This is a genomic window from Peribacillus sp. YIM B13472, assembly GCF_042788005.1.
Taxonomy (GTDB): Bacteria; Bacillota; Bacilli; order Bacillales; family DSM-1321; genus Peribacillus; species Peribacillus simplex_E.
Map to the genome: position 1 here is coordinate 31,945 of NZ_JBHZPG010000038.1, position 21,568 is coordinate 53,512.

The following is a 21,568-nucleotide window of genomic DNA, read 5'->3' on the forward strand; positions in this document are numbered from 1 at the left end:
ATGAGTAAAAGTACGAATGTCACTTGGCATGAAACGTCATTGACCAAGGAGCTCCGCCGGAAGCAGAACGGGCATGAAAGCACAGTTCTTTGGTTTACAGGACTCTCGGGTTCCGGAAAATCTACGATTGCGAACGCGGTCGCTAAAGAGTTATATAATCGGAATATTCGAAGTTATGTTTTGGATGGTGATAATATCCGCCATGGATTAAATAAAGATTTAGGTTTTTCTGAAGAGGATCGAACCGAGAATATTAGGCGAATCGGTGAGGTTTCCAAGTTATTCGTGGATAGTGGGCAGTTCGTATTGACCGCCTTCATATCACCTTTCAGGGCAGATCGGCAGATTGTACGTGATTTACTCGATGAAGGGGAGTTTATTGAAGTATACATAAAGTGTCCGATCGAAGAGTGCGAAGTGCGTGATCCAAAAGGTCTTTATGACAAGGCGCGTAAAGGAATCATTAAAGATTTTACTGGAATCGACTCTCCATACGAAGAACCTGAACAACCGGAAATCATTTTAGAATCCGACCAATACAGCATTGAAGAGTGCGTTGAACAGGTAATCGGCTATTTGACAGCAAAGAAAGCGATCTAATCAAGGAGGAAATGTAATGGTTTACGAGAAATTTTGGTCGGAAAATCCACTAATCGCTAAAAATAAAACGGAGATCTGGAAATTGGAAAAAGACGGATTGAAGATATTTGATGATATTCCACATTACGCTGCAAATGGTTTTGATTCCATCCCTAAAGAGAATTGGGATATGTTCAAGTGGGCAGGTCTATACCTGCAACGGCCAAAAGAAGCAGGTTACTGGATGATGCGTGTCGTTATTCCCGGAGGTATCCTGACTTATGATCAACAGATAACTCTAGCTAACATCGCTAAAGATTATGGGAGGGATGTATATGACATTACAACCCGTCAAGCCATTCAATTCCACTGGCTGACCATCGAACAAGTCCCGGATATCTTAAACCGTTTGGAAAGGGTTGGACTGACTACGGCCGGTGCATGTGGTGATATCACACGTAATATCATCGGTAATGCATTGGCAGGCATCGATCCTGACGAACTTTTTGATACTCGCGAAGTACTTTATGATGTATTTGAGTATTTCCGCCTTAACGAAGACTATTCGAACCTTCCTAGGAAATATAAAATGTCCATAAGTGCTAATATCCATAATGCTTCAAATGCTGAAATCAACTGTGTTTCATTCAATCCAGCTACTAAAGTAATTGATGGAGTAACGGAAGTTGGTTTTCACGTGAAAGTAGGCGGTGGGCTATCCTCCGTTCCGATGCTGGCAGAAGAACTTGACTTATTCATTTCACCTGAAAAAACAGTCGAAGTAGCGGCCGCAATCACGACGATATTCCGTGACTTTGGGTACCGTGAAAAACGTCATCGCTCGCGTTTGAAATTCCTTGTCGCTGATTGGGGTCCTGAACAATTCAAGGAAAAATTGCTGGAGTACACCGGTCCGCTTCCTGAAAAGGGTGAAAGTGCGGTGAAGGGATGGAATGCAGGCTATTTTTACGGCATCCATAAACAAAAACAAGATGGTCTGAACTATGTTGGAGTCAATATACCAGTTGGTCGTCTAAATCCTGACGAAGTGATTGAGTTTGCCGAACTTGCAAAGAGATATGGAAATGGTGAAATCCGAAACTGTAATTCTCAAAATCTTATCATTCCAAATGTGCCGGATGCAAAACTTGAGGAATTAAAACAGGAATCAATCTTTGAAAGATTTCCATATCAACCAAAAAAGTTCATTGGTTATTCCGTTTCTTGTACAGGCATCGAGTATTGCAACCTGGCACTCGTTGAAACAAAAAAAAGAATGAGGACCATATCTGAATCATTGGACAAGGAAATAGATCTCGATGTACCTGTAAGGATGCATATGGTCGGTTGTCCGAATAATTGCGGTCAAAGAGCCATCGCCGAAATTGGGCTTCAAGGCATAAAAATGAAAAACCAGGACAAAAAGATGGTCGAAGCTTTTGAGATATACGTCGGAGGAACGCTGAATGAAGGCGGTAAGTTCAATGAAAAACTAAAAGGAAAAGTGGAAGCTGAACAGCTCTATCATGTTCTGAAAGAACTGATCTTATTTTTCAAAGAAACAAAACTTCTATCAGAAACCTTTCTAGATTTTGTGGAAAGAGTAGGGATATCGCAGTTACAAAGTAAGCTTGATGATATATTAACGGAAGTGGCCGTTTAATAGGGGAAGGTAAGCATTCCATGAATCTATACCGTTTTGAAGTCACTATCAAGGAAAAACCAATCCATGTCATCATTGTTGCCGATTCAGATGAAAAGGCGTTTGAACTTGTTGATATCGAGCTGGAAAAGCATTATTTGAAAATGCCTGAAGTGGATGACATCTCATTATATGAAAAAAGGAAAATTAAAAATGGAGCAGGTTTCGTTTTATCGGAATTCGAAACGATTCTCTAAGGGAAGGCAGGTTGCATAAATGGGGAAAGTATATCTAGTAGGAGCCGGTCCCGGAGATCCAGATTTAATTACATTAAAAGGATTAAAATGCATTCAAGAAGCTGATGTCATTTTATATGATCGACTTGTCAATAAAGAACTATTGAATCATGCAAAAGACGGTGTAGAGCTGATTAATTGCGGTAAACTGCCGGATTATCATTTATTGCAGCAGGATACCATCAATCGGTTCCTGGTCAAATATGCAAAAAAGGGAAAAATAGTCACCCGTTTGAAAGGCGGCGATCCATTCGTCTTTGGGAGAGGCGGGGAGGAAGCGGAAGCCCTTGCCAAAAGTGGCGTGAGCTTTGAAATCGTACCAGGAATTACGGCTGGAATCGCCGCTACAGCTTATGCGGGAATTCCAGTTACACATAGGGACCATGCTTCATCTTTTGCAATTGTTACCGGTCATCGGAAAAAGGATGAAGAGGATAATATCAAGTGGGAATCCCTTGCAAAAGGAATCGATACATTAGCCATTTACATGGGTGTTAAAAATCTGCCATATATTCAAGGAAAACTTTTGGAGCATGGGAAAAGTCCAGAGACTCCTGTAGCCCTTATTCATTGGGGGACATTAAAAACGCAAAAAACAGCTGTCAGTACTTTGGCTAATGTAGTGGAAACCGCCAATAACGAACAGATTTCGAATCCTTGCATGATAGTCGTGGGCGATGTCGTTAATTTACGAGAAAAAATCAAATGGTTTGAAGGAAAACAAACCGAAAATTTGTTGGCGAATGAGGCATTTTAATGGAAGCCATTTTATATATTTGCCATGGCAGCCGTGTTAAAGAAGCTTCTGCCCAAGCCATTGATTTTATTAAAGTTTGTATGCAAGCACAGCCAAATTCCATTCAGGAATATTGCTTCTTAGAATTGGAAACTCCTACGATTGAAGAGGCCTACGAACGATGCGTACAAAAAGGTGCGACGAGAATCATTGCCATTCCAGTTCTATTGCTAACAGCTGTACATGCAAAACATGATATTCCAGTCATATTGAACAAAATGAAAGAACGGTATCCTGCCGTTGACTTGAAATACGGAAGGCCGATTGGCGTCAGTGATAAAATGGTTGACATTTTAGTGGAACGGTTGGAGGAAACAAATGTAAGGGTTACGGAGGATTCCTTGGTTTTATTGGTTGGAAGGGGCAGCAGTGATCCCGACGTGAAAAGGGATTTGTCTCGATTGGCCGATTTGCTAAGGAACAGGCTTCCAAAAATCCGTGTGCAAGAGTGTTATTTGACAGCTGCCACACCAAGCTTTGGAGAAGCATTGGAATTCGCAGAGGAATCTCGAACAAACCAAGTATTTATCATTCCTTACCTATTGTTTACCGGTCTCTTAATGCAGTCCATCGAAAATGGTATAAAAAAGATTCAAAAAAAGGGGAAGCAGAAATTCATACTTTGCCGATATCTAGGTTATCACCCAAAGATTGAAAAAGCGATATCGGAACGAATTCATGAAGTGAGTGGGGGGGAGCTTATGTATCCAATTACGCTTAATATTGAGAACAGAAAGTGTATCATCATCGGCGGTGGTAAAATAGGTTACTTTAAAGCGGGTCCCTTATTGGAAGCTGGTGCTGAAGTGACTGTCGTAAGCCCCGAGATTTGCACAGGTTTTCAACTGTTGGAGAAAGAAGGTAAGATTCAAGTTTTACTTAAAGAAGTGGAAGAAACTGATTATAAAGATGCGTTTTTAATCATCGTTGCAACAAATTCGACTGAAGTTAATGAACGAGTGTACGAGAATGCATCCAAAAGTCAGTTGGTGAACGTTATTAGTAATCATGAGTTGGGTAATTTTCATATTCCGGCTACATTGAATAGAGGCATGCTTTCCATAAGTGTATCTACCAATGGAGCAAGCCCAACACTCGCAAAAAAAATTCGGAATGACCTAGGGAAAGTATATGATGAATCATATGAAGAATATCTTGAATTCCTTTTTGAAGCAAGGATGATTATAAAAAATGGTTCATTTTCAAAAGAGGAAAAATCTAAGTTACTGAAAGATTCAATAGAGGATATTTATAAATATTCCCTAAAAGAAAGATATCGTTTTTTAGCTAGGCTTTTACCAGTAGAAACCGAAGAAAATATATCATTGGGCTGATCAGAAAAACTGAAGGCACCTAACCAACATGTCATTTCATTTTGGTTAGGTGCCTCTTTGTGTCTAAATGGAAATCTAAATGATTTATACAAGCAATCGGTTCCATCGGGTCGATGTTATATAGGTTCTATTTTAATGAAAAAAGGGGAATGTCATGAAAAAGTTAATCGTTTTGGCCTTTATCGGGTTTTTAGCCCAATTAATCGATGGTTCGCTTGGAATGGGGTATGGAGTGAGTTCCACGTCCTTATTGCTGACATTCGGGATTGCCCCTGCAGTAGCATCAGCATCCGTTCATTTATCGGAAGTAGTGACCACAGCAGTATCCGGAGCTTCACATATAAAGTTTGGGAACGTGGATAAAAATATGGTCTATCGTTTGATCATTCCAGGTTCAGTTGGTGCATTTGTAGGTGCATGTTTCCTGAGCAACCTGCCAGCCGAATTAGCTAAACCGTATATTGCCATATTTTTATTTGGCCTTGGCGTATACGTTTTATTCCGTTTTTTATTTATTTTTAAACCGTCAATGGAAAATGAAGCCGTAAAGCCATTGACCGCAAAACAATCCATTCCGTTAGGCCTTTTTGCAGGCTTTTGTGATGCAACAGGCGGAGGCGGTTGGGGACCGATTGCAACGCCCGTTTTGTTGTCAAAAAAAGGAATGACGGCGAGAAAAGCCGTAGGGACTGTAGATACGAGTGAATTTGCCATTGCTTTCTTCGGAAGTCTTGGTTTTATCATTTCACTGGGATGGGAAGCTGTCAATTGGCTTTGGGTCGTAGCGTTGATAATTGGTGGAGTGGTTGCGGCACCAATTGCAGCATGGCTCGTCAGGATGCTTCCTGCCCAATTAATGGGTGTTTTAGTGGGTGGTTTCATTATCTTAATCAATGTAAGAACATTATTAGCTACATGGATTCCGATTGAAGCCCATATATATATCTATTCAGGCATCGTGATTATATGGCTTTCTGGAATTCTTCTTACCATCAATAAGATGTCCAATGCGAGAAACCATGATCATATCGAACAACGGCGGAATGTTTCCTGATTCCCGAGCTTATACACAAAAGCATATTCAGAAACGTAACTTAAAAACTCGTAGGTACATGAATACCTACGAGTAAAGTCATTTGCCAAATTGAAAGTTGTTGCTGTTTTAATAAAGGTTCTTGATCCTATTTAATAGAATCATTTATTTTCTGGAACCATTTTTTAACTGTCTTAATTATCTTGAGATTTAAGCCCTCAGTCTATTCTCCTAACAAAGTATCAATAGTATCCCCTTTAATAATTTCAGCCATCGTGAGAGATTTGAATAATTATAGAACAGCAGCAGAACCATTGATTTATAGCCTGATTTAAGTTCAAATGATTGAATTGTACTTTCATATAATATAATAAGCGGTATTATATTTTTTTTACTATCGATTTTAAATACATGCCTTTTTGAACACCGGCATTTGGTTTATGGAGGTTTATTCACCGTCCCAAAATATCAGAGATTTCCACAAAAAATAACGGGTCTTTCGCATGCCATTGCTTCCAAAGTAACCATGTCCGTACCTACAATTGGTCTGCAAGTGCACTTTCACATTCTCTTGTTCCCCAGTGAAATGAATGAACTCTTTCTTACATGAAAATTGGGATGCTAGCAGCTACATGCTTAATGTCCATTAGCTTGCTGTCATTTCCGACGGTGATTACATGAAGATTGCGGATATCCTTTAATTTTGAATCCCTGCAAGCGATTAAAGGCATGCAGGCTTTTGCTTTATGCCGGGTTGTCTGATGCAGTATAGATTTTGGCATTCAGTGGATTCATTTTCTTCATAATTCCAATGAAGGGGAATGGGGAGAGAGCGGTTATCAATTCCATTGCATTTACAGAAATATTCTTTGGGGAAAATGGTTGTATATGTTTTTTTACCGGTTCACTAACTGCAACCGCGGCATTTGTAATTGTAAAAAAACTTTTATAAATAATTTCTGGAAGTGTGTCCCGTAAGGAGTAATGAACGGAATTTTTTAGGAGCAATAGGTCTTTTAATATTCAATTTGTCAGGTTTTCACCCATATTATTTAGCTATCATCGTTCATTCTTTTCAAAACGTTTTAAGTTTTTGAATATAAGTTGTGAAAATGGCGGAAAAGGTAGTTAAATATTTTTCAGTTTTGTACAATGGTTAAATAGCAAATTTTAAAAGGAGTTTTAATATGGAAGGCATCTCTGATCATTTAAAGGAAGATTTGGATATTTTGTTCGTAGGTTTCAATCCAAGCATTCGTTCAGGCGAGACTGGCCATCATTATGCGAATCCAAACAATCGCTTTTGGAAAATCCTCTTCGAGTCCGGGTTGACACCAAGGAAATATGAACCAACTGAAGACTCGTCATTACTGGATTTAGGTTATGGTTTTACCAATATCGTTTCCAGGCCTACAAAAGGTGCGGACGAAATCACTAAGGAAGAGTACATACAAGGAAGGAAGCAATTAAAAAAGAAAATTGAAAAGTATAAACCTAAACTCGTTTGTTTTGTAGGCAAAGGTGTCTATCAGGAATATCGTCAATTACGAAAAATCTCTTGGGGGCTGCAAGAAGACCCTTCATTGAATGAGACCATTGAATTCGTTGCCCCTTCTTCCAGCGGTTTAGTTAGAATGCCGATAGAAGAGATCATCGAAATATATAGTGAGTTGCCAATTCTGCTTGGCAAGCTGAAAAGCAATTGAAGGAACTTATTAAAACAAGGGTGGAATTATATGAGTCTGGATAGTGCTGAATGGAAAAGCGATGGATTTTCCGAGGTCAATGATGGGGAAGGCTTTTGGCAAGGAGTAAAGGATTGCATTCCTACATTATTGGGATACTTAAGTATCGGTTTTGCTGCAGGGGTCGTCGAAAAAACGTCAGGATTAAGTATGATTGAAGTGGCACTTATGTCGCTTTTACTCTATGCAGGTTCTGGTCAATTCATAGCTGCGGGGATGATAGCTGCAATTCATCCAGTATCGGCCATAATTTTTACGATTTTTTTTGTTAACAGTCGTCATCTATTACTTAGTGCTGCATTGGCACCATATTTCAGGCAGCAAAGTTTGAAAGAAAACCTGATAACCTGAGCCTTATTAACTGACGAAACGTTTGGGGTGGCCGTCTCAACGGCACAGAAGAGAAAACAACTTGATTTTCAATGGATGCTTGGCTTGAATCTTGCAGCCTATTTAAATTGGTTCATTGCAAAAATGGCCGGCGGTTTCTTTGGCCAATGGATTCCAGATCCCGAAAAATATGGGATGGACTTCGCCCTGCCAGCGATGTTTATCGGCCTTTTAGTTTTGCAAATATTAAGTAAAAAGGACTTTTTTATAGATCTTGCAGTCGCTTTAAGCAGCATATTAATCGTTGTTGCAGTAAGTTTCTTCTTTCCTGGCAGTACTGGCGTCATAGTGGCAACTGTTGTAGCTTCAACGATAGGGATGGTGATTGGCAGGTGGAAATAAGCGGATATATCCTTGCTGTCATTGTAGGGATTTCGATTGTGACTTTCATACCTAGAGTCGTTCCTTTGATGCTGCTTAGTAAAATGGAGATTCCAAAGTGGGGCATCGATTGGCTAAAGCATGTCCCAGTGGCTGTAATGGCGGCGTTGTTGGCTCAAGTACTTCTATTATCGGAACAGGTCTTTTCAATTAAGGATAATGTGTTGAATTTGGCCGCAGCTTTACCAGCTTTCCTGGTTGCCATTTTTACGAGAAGTCTATTGGGTACGGTTATGATTGGCGTGCTTTCCTTAATGATATTACGAGTTTTCTTTTAATAAGTACTAAACATTTAAATGTTAGTCCGATATAACCAGTAATGGATTCCCATTACTGGGTTTTTATTTTCCAAATAACCTATGTCATGACCGGCAGCTTTTTGAGTTGGTTTCAGTTAGGCAAATGACGCTTTTTAATGAACATTGGAAGCTTGATTATCAAAAAGGGCAGTGATTACATAAACTAAGGTGAATGTACTTCTGAAAATTCGTTTTGGTTAGCTGAATTGAAAGCGCTTCTAATTGAAAATGAAACAACAAACGTATAGAAAATGGGAGTCTGTCAACAATGGGAATAAGCAAATTACTATGGAGGTGCTCAATTAATGAATGTGAATGGTGCACTAGAGGTTCTTGATCGCATGCGGCTTCCTAATGGCGCATATACTGCAAGCGTTTCCGATGATTATAATTATGTCTGGATAAGGGATGTCGTTTATACAGTAATGCCTTTTATAAATGATCCATCCAATCGTTATGAGAAAGCATATCATGCTTTATTCGACTTATTTCAATCCTATGAGTGGAAGATAGATATTCATACGGAACAGAAACCCCAGTTTTTATTTGAACATATCCATGCAAGATATTCCACTGAGCTTAAAGAACTGCCCGATGAGTGGGGCCATGCCCAAAATGATGCGATAGGTGCCTTTTTATGGGGTGTCGGTGAAGGATATAGGCATGGTAAAAAGGTGATGAGAAATCAACGTGATTTACAAATTGTTCAAAAGTTGGTCAATTACTTGGAATGCCTGCAATATTGGCAGTCGGAAGATAACGGGATGTGGGAAGAAAATATAGAAATCCACGCTTCAAGCATAGGTGCATGTATTGCTGGTTTGAATTCAGTCAAAATGCTGGTCAACGTCAAGGAAGAACTGATTAAAAAGGGAGAAGAAACTCTTCGTTTCTTGCTTCCAAGGGAAAGTTATTCAAAAGAGACAGATTTAGCCCTATTATCCTTAATTTATCCTTATCGGCTGGTAGACCGTGAAATAGCACTTAAAATATTGAAGAATGTCACAGAGCGCCTTGAAAGAACAAATGGTTGTATAAGATATGAAAAGGACCTTTATTATAATGACGGTCAAGAAGCCGAATGGTGTTTCGGGCTTCCGTGGTTGGGCTTATGCTACCTTGAACTTGGAATGATGAACAAAGTTAAGGAATATATAGATAAAACGAAAATGATCATACCGGAAAATTGGGAAGTACCCGAATTATATATAGGAGGCAGTAATATTCCAAACAAGAATACTCCTCTGGCATGGTCAGTCTCCTTATCCTATTTATTTTTGACGAAGACTTCCGTGATTCGAACTGAACAAATAACATGAAGCATTCCTACATGATACCTTAAAGCTCTTTCCAAAAAATGGGGAGGGCTTTTATTGGTATAATAATATTTTTACAATAAATGTATAATTTTCTTAAAAAAATGTTTTAATTTGCAAAAAAACGGCTATTTATAACAATAACTTCACCTCCATTTGAAGGATTTATATCATTTTCATCGAATATATATAATAACTGGGGAAGGATGGGTAAAATACTATCGAGTTAATACTGATGGAGGGGTTTTATTGAGTACAATTATTGACCAGCTGCAAGAGATTTATCCAAGCGATTTCGATTTGTTTTTGTTTCATGAAGGCACCCTTTATGAAAGCTATAAAATGCTTGGGGCACACATTGTAACATCATTAGGTAAAGAAGGAGTACGCTTCGCCGTTTGGGCCCCCCATGCCAAGCAAGTTTCAGTAGTCGGTAATTTTAATAATTGGGACGGAAAAGAACATGCGATGAAACGGATCGAGCGATCAGGTATCTGGGTGTTGTTCGTACCAGGACTACAAGAAGGGGAAATCTATAAATACGAAATACATACACCTGGAAATAAACGAATCCTAAAAGCCGATCCATATGCCTTTTATTCGGAAGTCAGACCAAATACAGCCTCGGTCATTAAAAGGCTGGATAATTTTGAATGGCAAGATTCGAAGTGGATAGCCGATAGGAAAAAGGAAAATATTTATCATAAACCCATGTCCATTTATGAAGTGCACCCAGGAACATGGAAACAGAAAGAAGATGGCGAATTTTATTCGTACCGTGAATTGGCTGATAGATTGATTGATTATGTGATTGATAATAGTTTTACACATATTGAAATCATGGCCATAATGGAACACCCATTTGATAAATCGTGGGGATACCAGGTCACGGGCTATTATTCTGTAACCAGTCGTTACGGCTCACCGGAAGATTTTAAATATTTAATTAACCTTTGCCACCAAAAGGGCATTGGTGTAATTCTTGACTGGGTTCCCGCCCATTTTTGCAAAGACGCGCATGGACTTTCCCGTTTCGATGGTACGCCTCTCTATGAACCAATTGATTATACTAGAGCAGATCGCCCGTTATGGGGGACATACAACTTTGATTTTACCAAACCGGAAGTAATCAGTTTCCTTATATCAAATGTAATGTTTTGGATGGATGTATACCATATTGATGGGATCCGTGTCGATGCGGTATCGTCAATGGTTTACTTAAATCATGATAATCCATTGCCGATCAAGCTGAAAAACCAGTTTGGCGGTGAGGAAAACTTGGAAGCCATACAATTTTTGCAAAAACTTAACGAAGTGGTTTTCAAGAAATATCCCAATGCATTAATGATGGCTGAAGAAGCAACAGACCGGCCACTTATAACTTCTCCTACCGATATAGGCGGCCTGGGCTTTAATTACAAATGGAATATGGGATGGACTAACGATATCCTTCGTTATATGAAACTTGAAACGGGGGAAAGGCCAAATCATCATAGTCTCTTAACATTTTCATTTTTCTATGCTTTTTCAGAAAATTTCGTCTTGCCCTTTTCACATGATGAAGTGGTTCATGGCAAGAAGTCTTTATTGAATAAGATGCCAGGCGACTATTGGCAGAAATTCGCTAATTTACGGTTACTCTTTGGGTATTTCATGACACATCCAGGAAAGAAGCTTCTATTTATGGGCGGTGAATTTGGCCAGTTCATAGAATGGAAAGATGAGGAACAATTGGATTGGCTTCTTTTGGAATATGAATCACACGAAAAGCTGGCCTATTACTTCCGTACCCTTCAGGATTTTTATAGGCAATCATCCTCCCTTTGGAGACTGGATCATGTCCAGGAGGGATTTGAGTGGATAGATCCGAACAATAGTGAACAGAGTATCATTACCTTTATAAGAAAAGGTAAACGCAAAGGCGATTATTGCATTGTTGTCTGTAACTTTTCTGCGCAGGCTCATGCTCGATATCAAATAGGCGTTCCATCCCAGGGTAAATATATAGAGGTTTTCAGCAGTGATTCAGCAGCTTTCGGAGGATCGGGTCAGATCAATGAAGAACCCATTAATGTCAAAAAGGAACCATACCATAATCAACCATTCAGCATGGAAATAACAGTACCTCCATTAGGCATTTCTATTTTTATGAAGCAAACAAAAAAAAGACGGGGGAGAGTGAACGAATAATGGGAGCGAAAAAATGGATAGCAATGTTATTGGCAGGAGGCCAGGGTTCAAGGTTAGGTGAATTGACAATCGGTTTGGCAAAACCAGCTGTTCCCTTTGGCGGTAAATATAGAATCATCGATTTTCCATTAAGTAACTGCACTCATTCTGGTATTGATACGGTTGGGGTACTGACCCAATACCAGCCATTGATTCTAAATGATTATGTTGGTAATGGCAAAGCTTGGGACCTTGATCTGGATGTTGGCGGAGTTTCCGTCCTTCCCCCTTATCAAGGGAAAGAAGGCGGTGAATGGTATAAAGGGACGGCAAACGCTGTTTATCAAAATATCCAATATATTGATAACTATGATCCGGAACATGTACTGATTCTCTCGGGTGACCATATTTATAAGATGGATTACAGTAAGATGCTGGATTATCACATCGAAAAAAATGCTGAGGCAACCATAGCTGTCATTCAAGTGCCGTGGCAGGAAGCAAGTCGTTTCGGGATCATGAATACCAATGATGATGATAAAGTCACTCAGTTCGATGAAAAACCAAAGTATCCAAAGAGTAATCTCGCTTCAATGGGAGTTTACCTTTTCAAGTGGAAAACCCTAAGAAGGTATTTAATAAATGATGAAAAGGATGAAAATTCTTCCAATGATTTCGGCAGCAACATCATTCCAAAGATGCTTGAAGACCGAAAAAAGCTATATGCCTATCGTTTTAATGATTATTGGAAAGATGTCGGAACTGTCGAAAGCCTTTGGCAGGCACATATGGACTTATTGGAGGATACGCCAAATTTCCAGTTGGATGATCAGCAATGGAAAATTTTTGCCCGCAATGCAAATCATCCGCCGCAATATATATCACCGGATGCAGAGGTCAGTCAGTCGCTTATCAATGAAGGGTGCATGATACATGGGAACATTGAACATTCGGTTTTATCTTATAATGTACAGGTTGGCTATGGGTCAACCATAAAAGATTCAGTCATCATGCCTAATGTCACGATTGGTAAAAACGTTCATATAGAAAGAAGCATCATAGCCAGCAATTGTGTTATAGAAGATGGTGCCATAGTTGGCAATTCAGCGATTACATCCGATATTACCTTAATTGGTGAAAATCAGACCATTATCAATCCAAACAAAAAAAAGATCACTCTTAACTAGAAAAAGGGGAAGATGCTATGGAAAATGTGTTGGGTATTATTAACTTAATCAATGAAAGACAACATTTAAAAGATCTGACTGCTCACCGAAATGTAGCATCTGTGCCATTTGGTGGACGCTACCGTTTGATTGACTTTACGATGTCGAATCTCATTAATGCAGATGTATCAAAAGTAGCCGTTTTTCCAAAAGAAAAGTATCTTTCAGTTATGGATCATCTTGGCTCAGGTAAAGAATGGAACTTGGCCCGACGTTCAGGAGGCTTATACATCTTGCCCCCTATCCATCCTGATGAAACGGTAACGGGTGATATGAAACAATTTTACGATCATCTCAGATTTTTCGAACGTGCAGAGGCAGATACTGTCATCATTTCCCCTGGAAGTCATGTATGCAAATTGGACTTTAATGAAGTGCTTGATTATCACAAAAAACAAAAAGCGGATATCACGGTCGTATATAAGGATTATGAAGGGGAATTGATTGAAAAACCAATCTATCACACTTGCTCGGTAGATTCGGATGAAGACATTACTGACATTAGCTTTTATACCATCCCTAGACCTGGTGACCATGTTTGTTTAGAAACCTTCATCATAAGCAAAACGCTATTGGTGAACTTGATCAAAAGCTGTGTTGCCAGTGGGGAATATGACTTTTTGAAAGACGCTGTGAAAGCAAATCTTCATCGTTTTACAGTCAAAGGCTATAATTTTACTGGAGATATGCCATTCATCCATTCCATAGAAAGCTTTCATTCCAGTAATATGAATTTCCTGAACCCTTCGGTAATCCGTTCTTTCTTCGGGGACACTTGGGATGTTTATACAAAAATCAAACATGAGGCACCGACCAAATATTCAAGTTCTTCGAAGGTTACCAATTCATTGATAGCCAACGGTTGTGATATTGAAGGGACTGTCGAAAACAGTATCCTATTCCGTGGAGTAAAGGTGAAAAAGGGTGCGGTTATAAAAAATAGCATCATCATGCAAAAAGGCGTGATTGAAGAAGGAGCCATCGTTGAAAATATCATAACTGATAAAGAAGTGAGAATTACTAGTGATAAATCAGTTATTGGTTTAAAACAGCCTACAGTAATAAAAAAAGCGGAAGTAATTTAATAGAGGAGGTGCGGCAATGAATGTTGTATTTGCTGCTTCAGAATGCGCCCCTTTTATAAAAACGGGAGGGCTCGGAGACGTTATAGGGGCGCTCCCGAAAGCGCTGAAAAAACAGGGAGTCCATGTAAGTGTCATCCTTCCTAAATATGGGGATCTTCCTAACCAATTCAAACAGGAATTGGAACATATGACGAGTATTGAAGTTCCTGTTGGTTGGCGCCAGCAATTCTGTGGCATCGAAAAACTTGTTGCTAATGGAATTACATATTATTTTCTGGATAATGAATATTATTTCAAAAGACATGGTAGTTATGGTTTCTTTGATGATGGCGAAAGGTTCGCCTTCTTTTCCCGTGCAATTTTAGAGGCTTTACCGTATTTAGAAGAGAAGCCGGATGTCATACACTGTCATGATTGGCAAACGGGCCTTGTCAGCGTATTGCTGAAAGCTCATTATAGTAACCATCCATTCTATCAGGATATTAAAACGATATTTACTATACATAATTTACGCTATCAAGGAGTTTATCCTAAAGCTGTTTTAGCTGAATTACTCGATTTGAGTGAGTTATATTTTAATATCGATGGTCTTGAATTTCATGGAAATGTAAGTTATTTGAAAGCCGGCCTAGCTTTTTCTAACATTGTCACAACTGTAAGCCCAAGTTATGCGGAAGAAATTCAAAGTCCTTATTTCGGGGAAAATCTGGATGGGTTTTTACGCAAGAGAAATGGTGACCTTAAAGGGATTATCAATGGAATCGATTATGAGGAATATAATCCGGCGGCAGATGAACATCTTGCTGTTCCATTCGATTCCTATGAGGGTAAGATGGAGAATAAACGTCAGCTACAGGAATCGCTGGATCTTCCTGTAAATGATCGGGTTCCGGTTATATCCATGGTAACCAGGCTTGTTGATCAAAAAGGAATTGATCTTATTCTCCATGTTTTTCATGAAATGATGAACCAAGGAGTTCAATTCATTCTTTTAGGTACGGGTGATGAGCAATATGAATTGGCATTTAGCCATTTAGCTGACCAATATCCAAATCAGGTTTCAGTCAATACATATTTTGATGAGGGTTTAGCAAGACGGATATATGCAGGTTCTGATTTATTCCTGATGCCGTCACAATTCGAACCATGTGGTATCGGCCAGCTTTTGGCGTTGCGTTATGGTACTCTGCCTTTAGTGAGGGAAACTGGAGGACTTCGGGATACAGTCATACCGTATAATCAATTTACTGGTGAAGGTAATGGCTTCAGTTTTACGAATTATAATGCACACGATATGCTTCATACAATTGAGCAATCTGTTGGTCTGTACAAATTCCAGCCGAAAAGATGGAGGAAAATGGCCGAAAGTGCAATGAAGTTAGACTTCAGTTGGACATCATCTTCCTTAAAGTATATTAAGCTGTATGAAAGTTTGATTCCTGTCATGAAGTGATAATTGGATAGGTAATACACAAAGCACTTGCGAATATTGTTTTCGTAAGTGTTTTGTTTCTTTTACCATCAAATATGGGTATATGTTTAGATATATATATAATATTGCTGTGTAGGAGAATGAAAAGATGAAAAGAAGAAGAATGGAATTTGTATTTTTATTTATTTTAATTGCTTCAGTCTATATGATCCTGTTCACTCAAGTTAGCTTCGACGTGAAGCTATTTTTTATTGGATTATATATTTTGGTCATGTTTATTACCATATTTTCACTCATGCTTGAAAATAGATTTGCCCACGAGACTCTTTTGTGGATGTATGTGCTTTTGTTTTTCCCGGTATTTGGATATGTATTTTATCTATTCTCAGGTCAACTCTATTTAAAGGGGTATTTATTTCGAAGTAAAAGGAAAAAAGATCGTGAAGAATGGAAGAGTCTTGTCACACAGGTATCATCTCCAGATTTAACGTTCTTGAATAATCATCAGCAATCATTCGCAGCTTTTGCCAAAAATGCTTCTGAGACCATCATTAGTACATCATCGCAAACGGAAGTATTGAAAAATGGTAACGAAACGTTTACAGAAATCATAAAACAGTTAAAAAAAGCTGAGAAATTCATCCATATTGAATATTATATTTTTCGTTCCGACAGGCTTGGTACGGAAATTATAGATATCCTTATTGAAAAAGCAAAAAATGGTGTGGAAGTTTTATTCATTTTTGATGCGGCCGGAAGTTTAAGCCTTTCAAATAATGAAGTTAAACGGATGAAAAATGCGGGGATAAAAGCATATCCATTTTCGCCATTGAAACACGGATTTTTCAATCAAAAGTTTAATTTTAGGAATCACCGAAAAATCATCATCATAGATGGGGAAGTTGGCTTTGTTGGAGGTTTAAACGTAGGAGAGGAATATTTAGGCCGAAATAAAAACATTGGTTTTTGGAGAGATACACATATGGTACTCAAAGGTGAAGCGGTATTTATGCTTCATACTGTTTTCCTTTTGGATTGGGAATATGTCAGCGGGGAAGATGTACTGCAAGAACGTCCAGAATTCAAGAATAAAGTGGAACAAGGAGATGGAGCTGTTCAGGTGGTAGCAAGCGGACCTGATACACAACAGGGAATCATGAGTGATTTTTACTATTCACTTATCACAAACGCGACTGAATCAATCTGGATTGCAAGTCCATACTTCGTACCCAATCAAGCGATTAAGGCAGCCATTAAACATGCCGCAATTAAGGGGATACAAGTTAGGCTTATGGTTCCGGCAGTAAATGATGGGTTTTTAACCCAATATGGGAGTCGCTCCTATTTCGGGGAGCTGCTACAATTCGGTGTAGAGGTATACTTGTATAAAAAGGGTTTTCTACATCAGAAAATTATTATCGTTGATGGTGATATGGCTTCCATAGGAACGGCAAATATGGATATGAGAAGTTTTCATCTGAATTTTGAAGTCAATGTCTTTCTTATGGGCAGCCGTTCCATTGAAGATCTCATCATTCATTACAAAGAGGATATGATGGATAGTGACAAACTAGATCCTATCGGGTATAACAAGCGTGGTTTACTGGAACGTTCAAAAGAATCATTTGCCAGATTGTTTTCGAATGTACTCTAATGGGAAAAAAAGCAGATAAATAGTATAGTTGAAATGTAAAGAAATTAATTGGCCATAAGGAGAATTAAAGAAAATATGAAATTGGTTTCCTGGAATGTGAATGGAATAAGGGCTTGTGTAAAAAAAGGATTTTTAGATTACTTTAAAGATGTGGATGCAGATATTTTTTGCCTTCAAGAAACTAAGCTACAAGAAGGGCAGATTTCACTTGAGTTGGAAGGGTACCATCAATATTGGAATTATGCTTTGAAAAAAGGATATTCCGGTACAGCCATTTTCACGAAGGAAAAACCACTTTCCGTGAAATATGGTGTAGGGGAGCTGGACGAGGAGCCAGAAGGCAGGATCATAACACTGGAATTCGAGAAATTTTATATGGTGAATGTTTATACACCCAATGCAAAAAGGGATTTATCCAGGCTGAATTACCGTCTCGAATGGGAAGATGAGATGATAAATTATCTTAAGGAACTGGACTTGCTGAAGCCGGTTATCTTTTGTGGGGACCTTAATGTCGCGCATTCTGAACTCGATTTAAAAAACCCAAAAACCAATATTGGGAATTCCGGTTTTACTTATGAAGAGCGTGGAAAGATGACTGAATTACTTGATGCAGGGTTTATCGATACTTTTCGCCATTTTTATCCGGACCGGGAAGGTGCCTATAGTTGGTGGTCATATATGGCTAAAGTGAGAGAGCGGAATATCGGGTGGAGAATCGATTATTTCATTGTTTCAAAACGTATGGCGGATTCTTTAATAGAGGCTAACATTCACTGCGACGTCATGGGCAGTGATCATTGCCCTGTAGTCTTGGAAACAAACCTCTAAATCGAATAAATCCGGTTAAATGGGGATACTAATGGTTATCCATATTCAACAGGAGGTTAAATTATGAACACATTTATCGTGGGCTTTCATCAGGAAGATAATGTAGACAGCATGCAAGTGCAAAAATTGACGTCGGCTGAGTTTGAAAAATCAACATCACGCGGCTTTCGCAGATTATTTGAACTGGATACAAATATCGGGTATTTCGTTTTTTTTGATGCTGAAGATGATGAGGGTGATTTATCTCATCTAGTTTTACAGTATGAAGAAGATAATCAGGATCCAAGTGATTGTTACTCCTTTACTAAAAATGATTTTTATGAGTTCATGGCACTTTATTTACAAGGGATGGATGAAGTGGAAGTGGAAGATGAAGAAGATGATGACAATGAAGAGTATGGACCTATCCACCATCTAGCCCATTTGATGTTTCATATTGTTGAAGAAGGAAAATCCGTAAAGCCATAATGGACGAGTAATGAAATGGAAGGTACTTGTGAGCTTTGTGACAGGAACGGGATAGAACTGACAATCCATCATTTAACACCTAGAGAATTAGGCGGCAGCCTTTTACCGATTGCCTATCTCTGTAAATCATGTCATAAACAGGTTCACGCCCTGTATTCAAACCGAGAGCTGGCCATCCGGCTGTATACTGTGCTATTGATGAAAGATGATGAAGCATTAAAAAAATACTTAAAGTGGATTAAAAAACAACCGGTAACGAGGGTAGTGAAGATCAGAAAATCAAAAACGAAATAATGCAAAAGCCCATCTTGAAAAGATGGGCTTTTGCATTTCATTCAGCTTGCTTTATTTTTCAACCGGTCCAATAAAAACCCACCTTTAAAATAACGTGGTTCATATGAAATGATGAAAGCTTTAGGTTCAAACTTTTCAACGGTTGCTATCAATTCTTGTTCCCGATTGCGTTTTGTCAAAATTTCCATACGATAACGGTTGCTATCCCTGCCCTCGCCCGTATAAAGAGTTACACCAAATCCGTTGTTCCTCAGTGTATCTACCAAATGTTCATTTTTGGTTTGAGTATTAACGGTTACATTAATAAAACCGATGGCAAGTTTTTGCTCAATTTTCGTACCAAAAATTATTCCGATTCCAAAACCGACTGCATATACAACCATGGCGAGTATGCTTTGGTCACCGCCAAATACTAGGGATAAACCAAAAACGTATATTAACATTTCTGCTATACCAAGTATCGAGGCAAGTATGGTAATATTTTTTACTAAGAAAATGGTTCGCAACGTGTAAATCGGAACATAAATAAGTTGTAATAGTAGAATCAGAAGTATTTCTTTCACTTGAGCACCTCACCAAAATCTTCCAGTTTAATTAGATGTTTCAACTTGTGGATTGTTCATTCCATAAGTAACATCTTTCATAATCTAACCACAATATAATAGTGGAATTCAATGGGGAATATTATGTATTTTTCATGTCATTTCCATCGACACAGAATTAAAATTCCATAAGATTTTTCAATATTCTTTTTTTAATTAATTTGGTATCATTATCCTTATTAATTCATATGGGGGAATGATGATGTTTAATTATGATGGTCGGATATTCAAAGCTAAAGTCAATTCTGAAAATGGAGAAGTGTCAGGAAATACTTCCTTCCACTATTCACAAGAAGGCTCAATTCTTTCAGCAAGTTATCAGGGCGGAGAGATTGTTAAAGGGACTTTAATAGGGCTTGTCAATCTGGATGGAACTCTGGAATTCAGGTATAATCATATCAATGAAAAAGGGGAAATTAGAGGAGGCAGCTGTCTTTCCACCCCTGAAATGTTGCCTGATGGAAGGATACGCTTGCATGAAAAATGGAAATGGTCAGATCTCGAACAGACTGAAGGACATTCCATCATTGAAGAAGTGAAAAAATAACAATTTACTTAGAGGGGTTTGAGGACAATTACTACTATTTGTTTAGTGCGGCATGGTCAAACAGATTGGAATGCACTAGGGAAACTGCAAGGGCAGACTGATATTCCTTTAAATGAACTCGGAAAGATACAGGCACAGCAATGTGGTGAATTTTTGTCAAAAGATGATTGGGATGTAATTATTTCAAGCCCTCTAAAAAGGGCAAGGGAAACGGCAGATATCATTTCGCATTATATTGAAGTCCCGGTTATTGAAAAAATGGAATTCATTGAAAAGAATTTTGGCGTCGCTGAAGGAATGACAGCAGCTGAAAGGGAGTCAGCATTCGTGAATAAAGAATATCCTGGTCAAGAAAATCAGGAATCTTTACGAAACAGGCTGATGAATGGACTACAGGAAATTCAGAAGGAGTATCCTAAGAAGAAAGTCATACTTGTTGCACATGGAGCCGTCATTCATTTTATTTTACGCTTGATGTCAAACGAGTCAATCGTATCCAACGAAATGCGATTGTTCAATGCATGTTTGAGTACGATTAGATTTGAAGTCGACTCTTGGATAATTGATGATTTCAATCAAGTAAATCATTTATCTTAGTCCTATTAAGCTTGGTTATAGTTAAAAAGGATATGGTTGATAGTAAGGTGCTAATCATAGAAAGAAGGGAATCATGAATAATAAGACGGCATTGATTTTAGGGGCTACAGGTTTGGTCGGCACCCAGTTGGTTAAAGAGCTAAGCAACAGCAAAATATATAGTGAAATCCATTTACTGACAAGAAACGAAATGAAAATCACTGATACCAAGTGCAAAGGGCATGTGGTGGATTTCGATAATTTATCCAAGTATGCCGATTTGTTCAAAGTCAGCGATGTTTTCATTTGTTTGGGTACTACAATCAAAAAGGCTAAATCGAAGGAAGCATTTCGCAAAGTTGATTATGACTATGTTATCGAAGCAGCTATAATGGCAAAGACAGCCAATGTTGAAAAATTACTCGTTATAACGGCAATGGGAGCCAATTCCAAATCAAGCTTTTTCTACAGTCGTGTTAAGGGCGATGTAGAAGGAACACTACAACAGCTGGAATTGAATACTGTACATATATTCCGCCCTTCCTTACTTCTTGGAGAACGCCAGGAAGTAAGGAAGGGTGAAAAGATTTCTGGGCTGATAAGTACTTTTGCTAAATATGTCTTTGTGGGCCCTATACGCCCATATCGTGCAATAGAAGCAAACAAAGTGGCTGCTGCAATGTACGCTGCGGCCCAAACGACGGCAAAAGGATATCATTTTTATAATTCAGATGAAATAGAGAAACTTGCACAAAGAGAAACTATTAATCAGTGAAACGAGCCTCCAAGAGGCTCGTTTCAGACTGTAGACAAACTCGATGAAAATCGAGTTTGTCTATTTTTATGGCTTGTACAATTTGGACGTTGATTGGA

22 protein-coding genes and 1 pseudogene are annotated in these 21,568 nt (G+C 38.6%); 21 read left to right on the top strand and 2 right to left on the bottom strand.

The genetic code is table 11. The features are described from left to right. The 6 genes from cysC to ACFX4I_RS22285 all read left to right on the top strand — a co-directional run bounded on the left by cysC (nucleotide 1) and on the right by ACFX4I_RS22285 (nucleotide 5,701). Entirely contained in the window at nucleotides 1-600 is a 600-nt protein-coding gene (gene cysC / locus ACFX4I_RS22260) for an adenylyl-sulfate kinase (RefSeq protein WP_230302110.1), read from the top strand. Nucleotides 601-616: 16 nt separating this feature from the next. Continuing rightward, nucleotides 617-2,242, top strand: a complete 1,626-nt coding sequence (locus tag ACFX4I_RS22265; protein ID WP_377423049.1) for a nitrite/sulfite reductase — start codon at nucleotides 617-619, stop codon at nucleotides 2,240-2,242. A 20-nt stretch (nucleotides 2,243-2,262) separates the two neighbouring features. Continuing rightward, nucleotides 2,263-2,478, top strand: a complete 216-nt coding sequence (locus ACFX4I_RS22270; protein WP_034306935.1) for a DUF3906 family protein — start codon at nucleotides 2,263-2,265, stop codon at nucleotides 2,476-2,478. A gap of 19 nt (nucleotides 2,479-2,497) precedes the next feature. Further along, complete coding sequence (gene cobA, locus ACFX4I_RS22275) at nucleotides 2,498-3,274, top strand: uroporphyrinogen-III C-methyltransferase (RefSeq protein ID WP_063233667.1); 777 nt, start codon at nucleotides 2,498-2,500, stop codon at nucleotides 3,272-3,274. After that, the gene (locus ACFX4I_RS22280; protein ID WP_377423052.1) at nucleotides 3,274-4,647 is read left to right on the top strand and encodes an NAD(P)-binding protein; all 1,374 of its coding nucleotides are present in this window, start codon (nucleotides 3,274-3,276) and stop codon (nucleotides 4,645-4,647) included. Before cobA ends, ACFX4I_RS22280 begins: the two co-directional genes overlap by 1 nt. A 154-nt stretch (nucleotides 4,648-4,801) precedes the next feature. Next, the gene (locus ACFX4I_RS22285; protein WP_377423054.1) at nucleotides 4,802-5,701 is read left to right on the top strand and encodes a sulfite exporter TauE/SafE family protein; all 900 of its coding nucleotides are present in this window, start codon (nucleotides 4,802-4,804) and stop codon (nucleotides 5,699-5,701) included. Nucleotides 5,702-6,282: 581 nt separating this feature from the next. Here the strand turns inward: ACFX4I_RS22285 and ACFX4I_RS22290 are convergent. After that, on the bottom strand, nucleotides 6,283-6,462 hold the full coding sequence (locus tag ACFX4I_RS22290; protein ID WP_377423056.1) for a hypothetical protein: 180 nt from the start codon (nucleotides 6,460-6,462) through the stop codon (nucleotides 6,283-6,285). 405 nt (nucleotides 6,463-6,867) lie between these two features. Between ACFX4I_RS22290 and ACFX4I_RS22295 the strand changes: the two genes are divergently transcribed. The 12 genes and pseudogenes from ACFX4I_RS22295 to ACFX4I_RS22350 all read left to right on the top strand — a co-directional run bounded on the left by ACFX4I_RS22295 (nucleotide 6,868) and on the right by ACFX4I_RS22350 (nucleotide 18,970). After that, on the top strand, nucleotides 6,868-7,386 hold the full coding sequence (locus ACFX4I_RS22295; RefSeq protein ID WP_230302116.1) for a mismatch-specific DNA-glycosylase: 519 nt from the start codon (nucleotides 6,868-6,870) through the stop codon (nucleotides 7,384-7,386). 30 nt (nucleotides 7,387-7,416) lie between these two features. Continuing rightward, nucleotides 7,417-8,157 (top strand): annotated as a pseudogene (locus tag ACFX4I_RS22300) (AzlC family ABC transporter permease). Beyond that, nucleotides 8,148-8,474 (top strand): AzlD domain-containing protein, encoded by a 327-nt coding sequence (locus ACFX4I_RS22305; protein ID WP_230302117.1) that lies wholly within the window; start codon nucleotides 8,148-8,150, stop codon nucleotides 8,472-8,474. The pseudogene ACFX4I_RS22300 and the gene ACFX4I_RS22305 overlap by 10 nt, the downstream one beginning before the upstream one ends. A 326-nt stretch (nucleotides 8,475-8,800) precedes the next feature. Further along, nucleotides 8,801-9,814, top strand: a complete 1,014-nt coding sequence (locus ACFX4I_RS22310) for a glycoside hydrolase family 15 protein (RefSeq protein ID WP_230302118.1) — start codon at nucleotides 8,801-8,803, stop codon at nucleotides 9,812-9,814. Between the two features lie 246 nt (nucleotides 9,815-10,060). Further along, nucleotides 10,061-12,001, top strand: coding sequence for a 1,4-alpha-glucan branching protein GlgB (gene glgB, locus ACFX4I_RS22315; protein WP_377423059.1), 1,941 nt, complete (start codon nucleotides 10,061-10,063; stop codon nucleotides 11,999-12,001). After that, nucleotides 12,001-13,167: a glucose-1-phosphate adenylyltransferase gene (locus ACFX4I_RS22320; RefSeq protein ID WP_283931738.1), complete on the top strand. Its 1,167-nt coding sequence runs from the start codon at nucleotides 12,001-12,003 to the stop codon at nucleotides 13,165-13,167. Before glgB ends, ACFX4I_RS22320 begins: the two co-directional genes overlap by 1 nt. A gap of 17 nt (nucleotides 13,168-13,184) precedes the next feature. Further along, entirely contained in the window at nucleotides 13,185-14,291 is a 1,107-nt protein-coding gene (gene glgD, locus ACFX4I_RS22325; RefSeq protein ID WP_230302120.1) for a glucose-1-phosphate adenylyltransferase subunit GlgD, read from the top strand. Nucleotides 14,292-14,307: 16 nt separating this feature from the next. Next, on the top strand, nucleotides 14,308-15,744 hold the full coding sequence (glgA, locus tag ACFX4I_RS22330; RefSeq protein WP_377423061.1) for a glycogen synthase GlgA: 1,437 nt from the start codon (nucleotides 14,308-14,310) through the stop codon (nucleotides 15,742-15,744). Nucleotides 15,745-15,871: 127 nt separating this feature from the next. Further along, complete coding sequence (cls, locus tag ACFX4I_RS22335) at nucleotides 15,872-17,377, top strand: cardiolipin synthase (RefSeq protein ID WP_230302122.1); 1,506 nt, start codon at nucleotides 15,872-15,874, stop codon at nucleotides 17,375-17,377. Nucleotides 17,378-17,452: 75 nt separating this feature from the next. Beyond that, a complete protein-coding gene (locus tag ACFX4I_RS22340; RefSeq protein WP_283931737.1) occupies nucleotides 17,453-18,208 on the top strand; it encodes an exodeoxyribonuclease III in 756 nt (251 codons plus the stop codon). Between the two features lie 63 nt (nucleotides 18,209-18,271). Continuing rightward, nucleotides 18,272-18,676 carry a cytosolic protein gene (locus tag ACFX4I_RS22345; protein WP_230302124.1) on the top strand — a complete coding sequence of 135 codons (405 nt, stop codon included), beginning with the start codon at nucleotides 18,272-18,274 and terminating at the stop codon, nucleotides 18,674-18,676. Nucleotides 18,677-18,691: 15 nt separating this feature from the next. Further along, complete coding sequence (locus ACFX4I_RS22350) at nucleotides 18,692-18,970, top strand: HNH endonuclease (RefSeq protein ID WP_377423064.1); 279 nt, start codon at nucleotides 18,692-18,694, stop codon at nucleotides 18,968-18,970. 41 nt (nucleotides 18,971-19,011) lie between these two features. Here the strand turns inward: ACFX4I_RS22350 and ACFX4I_RS22355 are convergent, their stop codons facing one another. Continuing rightward, nucleotides 19,012-19,533 carry a DUF2179 domain-containing protein gene (locus tag ACFX4I_RS22355; RefSeq protein WP_034306915.1) on the bottom strand — a complete coding sequence of 174 codons (522 nt, stop codon included), beginning with the start codon at nucleotides 19,531-19,533 and terminating at the stop codon, nucleotides 19,012-19,014. A gap of 241 nt (nucleotides 19,534-19,774) precedes the next feature. Between ACFX4I_RS22355 and ACFX4I_RS22360 the strand changes: the two genes are divergently transcribed. The 3 genes from ACFX4I_RS22360 (at nucleotide 19,775) to ACFX4I_RS22370 (ending at nucleotide 21,470) form a co-directional block, all read left to right on the top strand. Next, on the top strand, nucleotides 19,775-20,119 hold the full coding sequence (locus tag ACFX4I_RS22360) for an avidin-fold protein (protein ID WP_141994412.1): 345 nt from the start codon (nucleotides 19,775-19,777) through the stop codon (nucleotides 20,117-20,119). A gap of 27 nt (nucleotides 20,120-20,146) precedes the next feature. Continuing rightward, nucleotides 20,147-20,716 (top strand): histidine phosphatase family protein, encoded by a 570-nt coding sequence (locus ACFX4I_RS22365; protein ID WP_377423070.1) that lies wholly within the window; start codon nucleotides 20,147-20,149, stop codon nucleotides 20,714-20,716. Between the two features lie 73 nt (nucleotides 20,717-20,789). Beyond that, nucleotides 20,790-21,470 carry an NAD(P)H-binding protein gene (locus tag ACFX4I_RS22370; RefSeq protein WP_230304293.1) on the top strand — a complete coding sequence of 227 codons (681 nt, stop codon included), beginning with the start codon at nucleotides 20,790-20,792 and terminating at the stop codon, nucleotides 21,468-21,470. Nucleotides 21,471-21,568: the final 98 nt, after the last annotated feature.